This is a genomic window from Sinomonas gamaensis (assembly GCF_005876955.1).
Classification (GTDB): domain Bacteria; phylum Actinomycetota; class Actinomycetes; order Actinomycetales; family Micrococcaceae; genus Sinomonas; species Sinomonas gamaensis.
This window is the reverse complement of record NZ_SSCL01000001.1, coordinates 129,223-140,906: the sequence shown is the minus strand read 5'-3', so window position 1 is coordinate 140,906 and position 11,684 is coordinate 129,223. Positions and strand designations below refer to the sequence as shown.

Here is an 11,684-nt window from a genome sequence, read left to right as displayed (position 1 = left end):
ACGTCCCTGCCTCCCGTCGCGCCCGACCCGGAAACACCCCCATCCTAGACCGCGGAATGCTTGAGACGGGGATTCAGACCGCTGCGAGGTCTCGGACGGAAGTGTCCGAAACCCGCTCGAAGCCGGCGACGACCTCGAGCGTCGAGCCGGAACGCCCCTTGATGACCCGGATCTGGGCTGGGATCCGCAGCTTGAGCTCCGGCACGTGGCTCACGAGGCCAACGATCCGGCCTCCGTCCCGGAGCCCTTCAATCGCCTCCATGACCTGTTCGAGGGTCTGCTCGTCCAGCGTTCCGAAGCCTTCGTCGACGAAGAGCGTCTCGATGTCGATCCCGCCCGCCTCGTGCTGCACGACGTCCGCGAGTCCGAGCGCCAGGGCCAGCGAGGCCATGAACGATTCGCCGCCGGACAGCGTGGCAGGGTCACGGCGCTGGCCGGTCCAAGCGTCGAGGACCTCGAGGCCCAGCCCCGACGCGGCGCCGCGCGCGGCGAGGGCATCGCTGTGTTCCAGACTGAAACGGCCGTCGCTCATCACCGCGAGGCGTTCGCTCGCTGCGATTGCCACTTGCTCGAGTCGCGCGGCGAGAACGTACCGATGGAGGGACATCCGGAGCCGGTTGTCGCCGCTCCCGCGCGCCGTCCGCTGAAGTTCGCCGAGCAGATCCGCACGGGCCCTCGCGGTCTCCAGCAGAGGCAGGGCCTCCAGGAACGCGGTCCGAAGCCGCTCGCAGCGGTTCCGCCCGGCCGTGGCCGCGTGCTCTGCGGCATGGGCCGCCGCGAACCTGGCTTCGGCATCCCCCAACCGGGTCGACGCGGCCGCGAGGCGGTCCTCCACCGCGTCCTGCTCCCCCGATCCCAAGGCCGCTTCCTCCGCGGCCGCTGCCCTGACCGCCGCCGCGGAGGAAAGAAGGGCGGCGACTGCCTGTTCTTCCGCGCCGTGGGCGGCGATCGCCGCGCGGAGCTCCTGTGCCTCGCCGTCGCCGAGCATCGCGGCGCGCGCCGCAGGGGCATCGGCGAACGGGCTGGAGGCGAGCGCCTGGCCGAGAGCCGTGCGTGCCTCCCCGAGACGCGCACGGGCCGCGGCGGCATTCCCTGCCGCGTCGGCCAGCGGTTCGAGAGCCCGCACGACGGCGGCGAGCGCGGCGTGCCGTGCCTCAAGGCTGGGCCAGCCTTCGCGCCAGTCGGCCAGCTCGCGCGTGAGTCGTTGGGTCTCCTTCCCCAGGCGCTCGGCGTCCGCGACGGCGAGTGACAGCGCGGTCGACGCAGCCTCGCGCTCGTCGGCGGCGCTGCGCCGCCGTGCTTCGCCCGCCGCAAGGCGTTCCGTCACCATGGCGAGGCGCTTCTGCGCTGCCTCGGCTGACTGGAGGGCCACCACGGCCTCCTCGAGCTGCCTCGCAGCTTTGTCCGGATCCGCGCCCCCGCCACGCGCCTCGACGGCGGCCAGATCAGCTCTCGCGTCGGTGAGTGCCGAGGCCGCCTCGGACTCGTGCTGCTGCGCCCGTTCCACCGCGAGGAAGGCCTCCTTCTCGCGGTCCACCAGCCGAAGGGGGTCCTCCTCTCCTGTGGCAGGCTCTGGATGGTCAACCGACCCGCACACGGGGCAGGCTGCGCCGTCTTCCAGTGCCGCGGCGAGCTCGAAGGCGGTGCTCGCGAGTCGCTGCTCCCGCAGGTCCAGCCAGTGGGCCCGAAGCGTCAGGGATTCATCCCGGCAGTGGATCAGGCGGCTCTCGGCCTTCGACAGACGCTCCGACGCCGCGGCGTGCTCCTGCACTGCCGCGACGATTTCCCGGGCCCCCTGCTCGTCGCGCTGTGCAGAGTTGAGCACTGCCGCCGCAGGCTCGAGCCTCTTTCGTTCGGCGGCGAGTTCCGTCAGAGTGCCGTCGATCGCCGCGATCTCCGACTCAAGACCCGCGACGGTGGCACGCTGACGCTCGGATTCGGCGGTGGCCCTTCGCAGCTCCTCCTCGAGCCGCCCGAGCTCCGCCTCAAGCGGAATGCGCTCGGCCAAGACCGCCGCTTGCGCGCGCACATCGCCCGTCTCGGCGCGCAGGGCCGCCGGCGACACCTCGCCATCGGCGGGCGCGCTCCAGCCCGCTGCCGCAGCCTCGGCCAGTGCCCTTCCGAGCTCGAGCTCCGAGTCCTCGCAGTCACGGGCGGCACGCCGTTCGTTCTCGAGCTCGGTCCGAAGGCGCGCCGCGTCTTCTCCTCGCCGCAGCCTCTCGACCCTTTCCCCGTGCTGGGCGGCCCCAGCCTCCCACCGGGACCGGCGGGCTCTCGCGGCCGCAAGCTCTGCCGCGTCCTCGACGGCCCTCCGGCACTGTTCTTCAGCTGCGCGCGCCGAGGCCACATCCCCTCGCGCGTCTTCGATCTCCGCGGCGGCTTCCCCGGCCTGCCCGTCGAACCACGAGATCGCCCAGGCGAAGCGCGCCTCGCCTTCCTCCACCGTGGGCGCGACTGGGTCGGAGCCCGTTGCGTCCGCCACTTCCCCGGGATGGTCGGCCTCAACTGACTGTGCGGCCAGCTCGGCCTCGAGTTGGCGGAGCGGCCAGAGGACCGCTTGTTCTGCCTCGCCCGCGGCCGACTCAGCGTCCTGCGCCATCGCGGTCAGCTGACCTTCGACGTCCGCGAAGAGCCTGGTCCCGAAGAGGCTCTCCAGCAGCCGTTCGCGCTCCTTCGGATCAGACCGGAGGAACGCCGCGAACTCACCCTGCGGAAGCATGGCCACACGGGTGAACTGCTCGCGGTCCAGGCCGAGCACTTCGCGAACCAGAGCGGAGGCTTCGTCGTTCCGGGAGGACAGCGGACGCCACTCGCCGTCCACGAGTTCCCTCAGATGCGTCCTCGCCTGCTGGGCGGTGAAGCCGTTCCTCGATCGGGCGCTCGGCCGGTCCCACGCAGGCGTGCGCCGCACCTCGAAGCGCCGGCCCTGGGCGCTGAACTCGAGCACGACCTCGGGCTCGGCCCCCGCGTCGGCGTAGTGGCTCTTGAGGGACTTGCTCCCCTGCCGCGCGCCGGGGAGGCCGCCGTAGAGGGCGAAGCAGACGGCGTCCAGAACGCTGGTCTTGCCGGCCCCCGTTGCTCCGTTGAGAAGGAAGAGTCCGTGCTCGGCCAGCGCATCGAAATCGACGGTCTGGCGCGTAGCGAAGGGACCGAAAGCGGTTGCGGACAGGGTGTGCAGCCTCATCGCGCCAGCTCCGCGAGTCGAACGGCCTCGAGCGCCTGAGCCAGTGCCGCGCGCTCGGCGTCGTTGGGTCCCCGGTCGCGCACGTGCTCAAGGAAGCCGCAGCAGACGTCGAGGTTGTCGCGGGAGGCTGCGAGGCGGCCGCTGTACGTCGAGGGACCTCGGACCCGACTTCCGTCCGGCGCGAACTGCAGCGAGAGGGTCAGGGGGAAGCGGGCGCGCAGCCGCTCCATGGCCCGCTGGGGACGTTCGGCGTCTGTGAGGGTCACCTGGCAGCAGGCCGTCTCCGCGTCCGCCAGCGCAGGGTCCGCCAGGAGCTCCTCAAGCTTCCCCCGCAGGACCGCAAGCCGATGCTGGGTGGGCCATCCGACTTCCTCCACGCCAACGAGGCCGGAATCGTCGAATTCGACGAGCCATGCACCCTTTGACTGCCGGGCCTCGCCAAAGGAATAGGCGAGCGGCGAACCCGAATACCGCACGGAGGAGGAGAGTGTCTGTCGTCCGTGCAGGTGACCGAGGGCCACGTAGTCGAACCCTTCGAAGACCTCGGCCGGCACCACGTCCAGCCCTCCCACGGCGAGGGCGCGCTCGCTCTCAGCCGGAACACCGCCGGACGCGAAGGTGTGCGCCATCACCACGGCATGCACGGGTCCAGCGGTGCGGCGGACCTCGAGATCTGCGCGCACGCGGTCGAGCGCGGCCCGTGTCACCGCGGTGTGCCCTGTAGCGTCCGCGTCGAGTTCCGCGGCAACGAGGCGCGGTTCGAGATAGGGCAGTCCGTAGACCGCGACGGGCGTGGCGCCGTGCTTTTCGAGCAGGATCGGCGCGTCAAGATCGGCGACCCGCGTACGGACATGAACGCGGGCCCGTTCGAGCAGCCGCGCGCCGAAGCCGAGGCGCACGGCCGAGTCATGGTTGCCGCTCGTGAGGATAACGCTTGCCCCGGCCTCCGCGAGTCGGACGAGCGTCTCGTCGAGGAGCGCGACGACGTCGACGGCCGGGAGAGCGCGGTCGTACACGTCCCCGGAGACGAGCACCGCGTCGACCGATTCCGCAGCGACGTACTCCACGAGCCCGTCGAGCCATTCGGCTTGCGCGGAAAGGAGCCCAAGGCCGTGGAACGAGCGGCCGAGGTGCCAGTCCGAGGTGTGCAGGATTCTCATGGGTCACAAGCTAGCGGGTGGCACCGACAATCTTCGGTGCCACCCGCCGCAGGAGTCGAGGATCAGCGATCCGACTGCTTGTCGCGGTCGAAGAAGGACTTGGCGTCATCCTCGTCCGTGCGCGGCCGGTCGGAGGTCCCCGGGGCGTCGATGATGGCGTCGTCCTCCCCGGACGTCGCTAGGTCGAGGCGCGTCTCGGCACCGGCTTCCCGCTCGGCCGCCTCGGCTGCCTCGACCTCGGAGGCCGTGGCGCCCTCCGTGGGGAGACCCTCGACGGTGGTGAAGGAGGGCGCCCCCGGCGCGCCCGTCACGATGACGTCGTCGGGCGAGCCGAAGCCGCGGAAGATGAGGCCAGCGATCACGGCCCCGAGGAGCGGGGCGAGCCAGAAGATCCAGAGCTGGCCGAGCGAGTTCGTCTCGGCGAAGATGGCCGTCGCGGTCGAACGGGCGGGGTTGATCGACGCGTTGGTGATGGGGGCGATCGACTGGATCAGGATCGCCAGCGTGATGCCGATCGCCCAGGGCGCTACGCCCTTCGCCGCGCGCTTGGACGTCGCCGCGAGGATGATGCCGAGGAACACGGCCGTCGCCACGACCTCGGCGAGCAGGCCCGCCGCCATGGGGAACTTGTTCGGCGAGAGGTCGTCGACGCCGTTGGAGATGTGCGTGAAGATCGGCTGCACGCTGGAGAGGTTCGAGAGGTTCGGCAGCGTCCGCACCGAGACCCACAGCACGAGGGCGCCGAGCGCGCCTCCCACGAGCTGGGCCAGGACGTAGCCGGGAACGGCCTTCCACGGCGTACGGCCGGCCACCGCGGTGCCGAGCGTCACGGCGGGGTTGAAGTGCCCGCCGGAGATGTGCCCGACCGCGGCGATGCCCACGGCCACGCTGAGGCCGATGGCCAGCGGGGCGGGAAGCGGAGCCGACGACGGATCGCTGAAGAGCGCAACGCCGAGGCCGCCGAAGACGAGAATGAACGTGCCGAAGGCCTCGGCCGCAAGCTTCGGGATGATGCCGAATTCCTTCGGGGCCGCGAGAGCGGCGTCTGCGGTGGGGACCGCGGGGCTGGTCATGGGGGATTTCCTCTTTCGAGTCGTCGGATGAGGCCCGATCACAGGGGCCTCAGGCGGGCCGCCCCTCATGCTACCTCCCGGCTTTGACCGGATGCCGGGCGCGATGACGGTACATTGCTCACGTGACGAGCACGCCGAGCACCGCATCGAGAATCCATGGCTGCCTTCTGGGGGCTGCCGCAGCGGAGGCCGCGGCCCTCGCCGCGGGGCAGCACAGTGCGGGCCAGCACAGCACGGGCCAGCACAGCGCGGGCCAGCACAGCGCAGGCCAGCACAGCGCGGGTCACCACAGCGCAGGCCCGCACAGCACAGACGACGGCGTCCTCCGCTTGGGCGCGGCCGGCCAGCTCTCGCTGTACACCGCAGACGCCCTCGCGCAGGTCCTCGAGTGGGCGAACGATGGCGTGTACGCGGATCAGGCCGCCTGCGTGTGGCTCGCCTTCCTGCGGTGGGCGAGCGGGCAGGGGGTCGCACTCCCGTCGTCGGCCCCGCCGATCACGGAACGGTGGATCGACACCCAGCCCGCCGCCCGCCGTCGTCTCCCGGAGCGCCCCCCGTGGGTGGACTCTCTCGCGGGCGGGGAGATGGGTAGCGCAGCTCGGCCTCTCGGCAGCGAATACGACGACGGCGCTGCCGCCGCCCGCTCCGCTCCGTTCGGCCTCGTCCAGGGAACCCCGTCCGCCGCGGTCGTGTCGATGGCCCTCGACGGCGCAGCCCTCACCCACGGCGATCGTGCGGCGATGCAGTCAGCCGCAGCGGTCGCCCTGATCATCCGCGAGCTCGTGGCGGGTGCGGCCATCAGCGACGCGGCGGAGGCCGCTCGCGCCGTGCTCGCCGCCCTGCGGGCCCCGTCCGACGACGTTCTCGCGGCACTGGATGTGACACCGGAGGAAGGCGCGCGGCTCGAAGACGCTTCACCCGCAGCCCGGGCGCTCGCGGCCGCTCTGTCCTCGGCGATCATCGCCGAGCGGACCGCGGGCCCGGCCGAGAGAACGCCGCACAGCTTCGAGAATGCCGTGGAACGGGCCGCAGATTCCGGACCGGAGGCTGCCGCCATCGCCGGAGCGATCCTCGGCACCCTCTGGGGCGACGACGCCGTGGCCGGCGCCTGGACCCGCCGGCTTGAGGGAGCCGACGTCGTGGCTCGCCTCGCGGACGAGCTCGCCGAGGCGTCCGGCGCGAACTAGCCCCGCCGCAGCGCGATGTTGCTGCACGCCTCGCACACGCTCTCGGGAATGACGCCGGCGGCCTGCAGTCTGCCGAAGATCCAGCACCCGAGGCAGAAACCGGCGAACGCCTCCAGCGACGCCGCGACGATGAGCAGGCCCAGGAGCGTCCACGCCGCGGGTGCAGCGCCGACGGTCCACAGGATGGCAGCCGCGGTCGAGAGCGCGGCGCCGATCGTCTGGGCGAAGCGCTTCGGGGGGCCCGCAACGAGGCGTCGCCTGCCGAGCGCCGGCACAATCACGTGGACAGCAAGGCGGCCCGCCGGCGAGTATCGGGGGCCGCCAGCCACGCGCAGCCAGAAACCGAGTGCGATGGCCCAGAGCGACCAGCCCCACCCGGTCACCAGCCCCACCGCGAGGGCGGCAAGGCTGACGACGACGATGATTCCCGCCGTCGAGCGGGCGGCGTACTCGTTCACAGGGTTCGGGAACGCGAAGGCACGGCGAAGCATCCTCCCAGACTAAGAACGCGTGGGCGCGCCAGAAAAGAAATGTTGCCTTGCGCTACGCGCTCCGTGCGGGCCACTCTCCGCCGAGCATCTGGAGGAATTCGCCCTCGGACAGCACTTCCACCGAATAGCCATCGGATCTCAGCTTGAGGGCGCGTCGCGCCTTGGAGGTCACACGGCCGCTCTCCACGCCCGAGCGGAGATCCGACGCGACGAAGCCATCGCCCACCACGAGGAGTGTGGTCGCGCGAGTAACCGAGCTCGCGGGCTGGGCGCCCAGCGCGGCCGCCCGCGCCTTCGCCTCGGCCCGCGTCATGCCGAGCGCTCCAGTGAAGACGATCCGGTGGCCGAACAGGGGGTGGGCGGGATCCGCGGTCGGGTTCGCGTCCGGGTTGACCCCCTCCTCAGGCCACGGCGCCCACCGCCGCGTGCCCACGAAGCCGGGAGCCGCCGTCGTCCGCTGGCCCCCGGCAGACCCCGGGCCCCCTGCAGACCCCAAGCGCACCGCCGTGGCCGCGGACACCGCGTCGCGGCCCGGGACGAACTCCGGGTGACGGGGCAGCGCGAGATGCAGCGACGAATACAGGTGATCGACGCTCACCGCAGCATGACGTTGCGCGATATCGACCAGGATGCCCGCGCAGGCTGCGGCGTCCTCGATGGCGTCGTGGTGATTGACGAGCGGGACGCCCGCCGCCTCGGCGACGAACGGGAGCGAATGGGACGGCAGGTCGTACGTGCGTCGGGACAGGACCACGGTGCACGCGTAATCGTAGGCAGGAGCAGGCAGGTCCGAGACTTCGAGTGCCGAGCGGATCACGCCGAGGTCGAAGGCCGCGTTGTGGGCCACGAGGACGTCGTCCCCGATGAAGCCGCCGATCTCGTCGAAGAGCTCGCCGAAGCGCGGACGGTCCGCGACGTCCTCAGGACGAATGCCGTGGATCGCGACGTTCCGCGGGTCGAAGGCGTCGTGACCTGCCGGCGGCCTCATGAGCCACGCGGCCTCCTCCACCGCGCGACCGTCGCGGACCTTCACGAGGCCTACCGCACAAGGAGAGCCCCGGAAACCGTTGGCTGTCTCGAAGTCGATCGCGGTGAAGTCCAAGGGCACGCGGCAACTCTAGCCGCGGGGCTCCCTCCGATCCGGGAACGCCACGGCCCCTCCGGTACCCTTGGAGGGTGATCCCCGCCGCCTTGACCCAGCTCGTTGCCGCCCTGCCTGCGGCGGTCCAGCCGAAGAGCGCCTCGCTCCTCCCTGACTGGCTCAACCCGGACGTCTTCCTCCGGGACTCGCCGCTCGGCCCCTGGATCGTGCTGGTCGTGTGCGCCATCATCTTCGCCGAGACCGGACTCCTCATCGGGTTCTTCCTGCCCGGCGACTCCATGCTGTTCACGGCGGGCCTGCTCGTCGCCACAGGCGCCATCAGCTTCAACCTGTGGCTGCTGGTCCTGTTTGTCATCATCGCGGCGATCATCGGCAACCAGGTCGGATATCTCATCGGCACGAAAGTCGGGCCCTCTCTGTTCAGCCGGCCCGACTCCCGCTTCTTCAAGCAGGAGAACGTCCGCAAGGCCCACCAATTCTTCGAGCGCCACGGTGGCCAGTCGCTCATCCTGGCCCGCTTCGTCCCGATCATCCGCACCTTCGTTCCGGTCATCGCGGGCGTGGCAGGGATGGACCGCCGGAAGTTCTTCCTCTACAACGTTCTCGGCGCCATCCCGTGGGGTGGCGGCGTGACCCTGCTCGGCGCGTGGCTCGGCCATTACGAGTGGGTGGGGAAGAACCTCGACCTCATCTTCATCGTCATCGTCCTCATCTCCGTGATCCCGATCTTCGTCGAGTTCATCAGGTCCCGCGCGAAGGGCCGCAGCATTCCGGAAGACCTCGAGGAGCGGCTCGCCGAAGCGAGCGATCCGGAGACCCCCGAGGGCCGCTAGGTGTCGGGACGGCGGAGGCTTGCGCTCCTCGGCCTCTGGCTGATCCTCGTCGGACTGAATCTCCGCACCGTCTTCTCGAGCTTCTCGGCCGTGCTGTCGGAAGTCCGGGGCGCGGCGGGCCTTCCCGACTGGTCGGTCACCGTGCTGACCACCGCGCCTGTGGCATGCCTCGGGATCTTTGCTCCCCTCGCGCCGCCGCTGGCCCGCCGATTCGGAGCCGAGCGCGTCCTCCTCGCCGCGACCGCGCTCCTCACGCTCGGCCTCCTCGTGCGGCCGACGGCCGTTCCCGGCTGGGGGACGCTGCCCTCCCTGCTGTTCGGCACGGCCGTCTGCGGGTTCGCCATTGCGCTCGGCAACGTCCTGCTCCCCGGGCTCGTGAAGAGGGACTTCCCGCACCGCCTCGGGCTCATGAGCGGGCTCTACACCACAGCGATCGCGGCGTCGGCAGCGCTGGCGGCGGGCCTCACCTACCCAGTCCTCAGTGCAAGCGGCTCATGGCAGCTCGCTCTCGGCTTCTGGGCCCTCCCGGCGGCTGCGGTCGCCGTCGCCTTCGCCCCGCTCGCCTGGGCGGGCCGCGAACCGCTCCACACCGCGGACGACGACGGGCCTCGGCTCACGCGCGATCCCATCGCCTGGCACGTCACGCTCTTCATGGTGGCGCAGGCGATGATGTCGTTCAGCGTCTTCGCGTGGCTTTCCCCCATCCTCAGGGAGCGCGGCGTCGACGGCACGAGTGCTGGCCTGATCGCCTCGTTCTCGATCGTCCTCCAGATGGCCGGCTCGCTCGTCGCCCCGGCCATCGCAGCGCGGCTCTTCCAACAGAGTGCGCTCAACGCCGTCGTCGCCCTGCTCACCGGCTCGGGCTTCGCCCTGTGCATCGTCGGGCCGCTTGGCGGAGTCTGGCTCTGGTCGGCCATGCTCGGGGTCGGCCAGGGCGCCCTCACGGCTCTCGCCCTCACGATGGCCATGCTCCGGACGCGGGATGCCGGCACCGCGGCGAGGCTCTCGGGCATGATGCAGGGCTTCGGCTATGGGCTGGGCTCGACGGGGACGCTCCTCGTCGCCCAGCTCCACGCGGCTGCCGGGTCCTTTGCGCCCGTTGCGGCACTCTTCGGCGTCGTCGGCCTGTGCGCCGCGGTCTTCGGCGCGCTCTCGGGGCGGCGACGCTTCGTGGGACACGCGTCTGCGGCGCCCGCCCCGCGGGCGACCGCTAGGACAGCGCCTTCACGATCTCCGGCAGAAGGGCCCGGAACGCCTGGCCTCGGTGGCTGATCGCGTTCTTCTCCTCGCGGCTGAGCTCCGCGCAGCTCCGGTCCATGCCCTCGGGCTGCAGGATCGGGTCGTACCCGAAGCCGCCCTCGCCGCGGGGCTCACGCAGGAGCGTTCCCCGCAGCTCGCCGTATTCGACGTGCTCGTAGGGAGCGCCGCCGTCGTCCGCCGGGGTGACAAGCGCCGCGGCACAGACGAAGGCGGCGGCTCGGTGCTCGTCGCGGACCTCGGAGAGCTGAGCCAGCAGGAGCCGCAGATTCGCCTCGTCGTCGCCGTGGCGACCCGCCCAGCGGGCAGAGAAGATCCCCGGCGCGCCGCCGAGGACGTCCACGGCGAGTCCCGAATCGTCCGCGATCGCGACGAGTCCTGTGGCGGCGGAGACCGCCCGCGCCTTGAGAAGCGAGTTCTCGGCGAAGGTCACGCCATCCTCCAGGACGTCGGGGCCCCCAACGCTCGGCGCGTCGACCACCTGGGTGTCGACGTCAAGGCCCGGCACCTGGCCCCTGAGCAGGTCCCGCAGCTCGCGGAGCTTGCCCTGATTGTGGGTCGCGAGGACCAGTCGAGGCTGCTGCGCGAGCTGTCGAGCTGCACTCACGAGACGGTCCTGAGGGCCTCGGCGAGCGTCTCGCGCTGGATATCGGCAAGCTGCGCGGTGCCGATGAGGGCGAGGTCGAGCAGGTTGTTGAGCTCATCCCGGTCGAACGGCGCGCCCTCGGCCGTCCCCTGGACCTCCACGAACTTCCCCGATCCCGTGACCACCACGTTCATGTCGGTCTCCGCGCGCACGTCCTCGACGTATGGGAGGTCGAGCATGGGGACCCCGTCGATGATGCCCACCGAGACCGCAGAGACAGTATCGACGAGCGGCTCTGCACCCGGCTCCACCAATCCCTTGTCCTTGGCCCATCGCACTGCCTCGGCGAGCGCCACGAACGCGCCGGTGATCGCGGCGGTGCGGGTGCCGCCGTCGGCCTGGAGGACGTCGCAGTCGAGCACGATCGTGTTCTCGCCGAGCGCCTGGAGGTCGATGATCGAGCGGAGCGAGCGGCCGATGAGCCGCGAGATCTCGTGGGTGCGCCCACCGATGCGGCCCTTGACGGACTCGCGGTCCGAGCGGGTGTTCGTTGCGCGCGGGAGCATGGCATATTCGGCGGTCACCCAACCCCTGCCCTCGCCCTTGAGCCAACGGGGCACCCCCTCCGTGAACGACGCCGTGCACAGCACCCGCGTGTTCCCGAACTCGATGAGCGCCGATCCTTCGGCCTGCTTGGACCATCCGCGGGTGATGCTGATCGGACGCAGCTGATCGGGAGTGCGCCCGTCGGCACGCACGGCAGAAGGACTGGCAGAAGTGCTTGGGATCATGGGACCAGCTTAGCGGCGCC

10 protein-coding genes are annotated in these 11,684 nt (G+C 71.0%); 3 read left to right on the top strand and 7 right to left on the bottom strand.

Annotation, left to right across the window (positions count from 1 at the left end):
* Positions 1-73: 73 nt before the first annotated feature.
* The 3 genes from E5679_RS00665 to E5679_RS00655 form a co-directional block, all read right to left on the bottom strand.
* Entirely contained in the window at positions 74-3,184 is a 3,111-nt protein-coding gene (locus tag E5679_RS00665; protein WP_138413179.1) for an AAA family ATPase, read from the bottom strand.
* Complete coding sequence (locus E5679_RS00660; protein WP_138413178.1) at positions 3,181-4,344, bottom strand: exonuclease SbcCD subunit D; 1,164 nt, start codon at positions 4,342-4,344, stop codon at positions 3,181-3,183. Before E5679_RS00660 ends, E5679_RS00665 begins: the two co-directional genes overlap by 4 nt.
* Before the next feature lie 62 nt (positions 4,345-4,406).
* A complete protein-coding gene (locus tag E5679_RS00655; protein WP_212746890.1) occupies positions 4,407-5,417 on the bottom strand; it encodes an aquaporin in 1,011 nt (336 codons plus the stop codon).
* A gap of 122 nt (positions 5,418-5,539) precedes the next feature.
* Between E5679_RS00655 and E5679_RS00650 the strand changes: the two genes are divergently transcribed.
* Positions 5,540-6,604 (top strand): ADP-ribosylglycohydrolase family protein, encoded by a 1,065-nt coding sequence (locus E5679_RS00650; protein WP_171042192.1) that lies wholly within the window; start codon positions 5,540-5,542, stop codon positions 6,602-6,604.
* Here the strand turns inward: E5679_RS00650 and E5679_RS00645 are convergent.
* Together E5679_RS00645 and E5679_RS00640 are read right to left on the bottom strand one after the other, a co-directional pair.
* On the bottom strand, positions 6,601-7,095 hold the full coding sequence (locus E5679_RS00645) for a DUF4395 domain-containing protein (RefSeq protein ID WP_138413176.1): 495 nt from the start codon (positions 7,093-7,095) through the stop codon (positions 6,601-6,603). The two genes, E5679_RS00650 and E5679_RS00645, sit on opposite strands and share 4 nt — an antisense overlap.
* 52 nt (positions 7,096-7,147) lie before the next feature.
* Positions 7,148-8,203, bottom strand: coding sequence for an exonuclease domain-containing protein (locus tag E5679_RS00640; protein WP_138413175.1), 1,056 nt, complete (start codon positions 8,201-8,203; stop codon positions 7,148-7,150).
* Positions 8,204-8,286: 83 nt separating this feature from the next.
* Here E5679_RS00640 and E5679_RS00635 point away from each other — a divergent pair, with 83 nt between their 5' ends.
* Both E5679_RS00635 and E5679_RS00630 read left to right on the top strand, forming a co-directional pair.
* Positions 8,287-9,030, top strand: a complete 744-nt coding sequence (locus E5679_RS00635; protein ID WP_249335863.1) for a DedA family protein — start codon at positions 8,287-8,289, stop codon at positions 9,028-9,030.
* Entirely contained in the window at positions 9,031-10,302 is a 1,272-nt protein-coding gene (locus E5679_RS00630) for an MFS transporter (RefSeq protein ID WP_138413173.1), read from the top strand.
* Here E5679_RS00630 and rdgB read toward each other — a convergent pair.
* Both rdgB and rph read right to left on the bottom strand, forming a co-directional pair.
* Entirely contained in the window at positions 10,241-10,894 is a 654-nt protein-coding gene (gene rdgB, locus E5679_RS00625) for an RdgB/HAM1 family non-canonical purine NTP pyrophosphatase (RefSeq protein ID WP_138413172.1), read from the bottom strand. The two genes, E5679_RS00630 and rdgB, sit on opposite strands and share 62 nt — an antisense overlap.
* Positions 10,891-11,664, bottom strand: coding sequence for a ribonuclease PH (rph, locus tag E5679_RS00620; RefSeq protein WP_138413171.1), 774 nt, complete (start codon positions 11,662-11,664; stop codon positions 10,891-10,893). The genes rdgB and rph overlap by 4 nt, the downstream gene beginning before the upstream one ends.
* Positions 11,665-11,684: the final 20 nt, after the last annotated feature.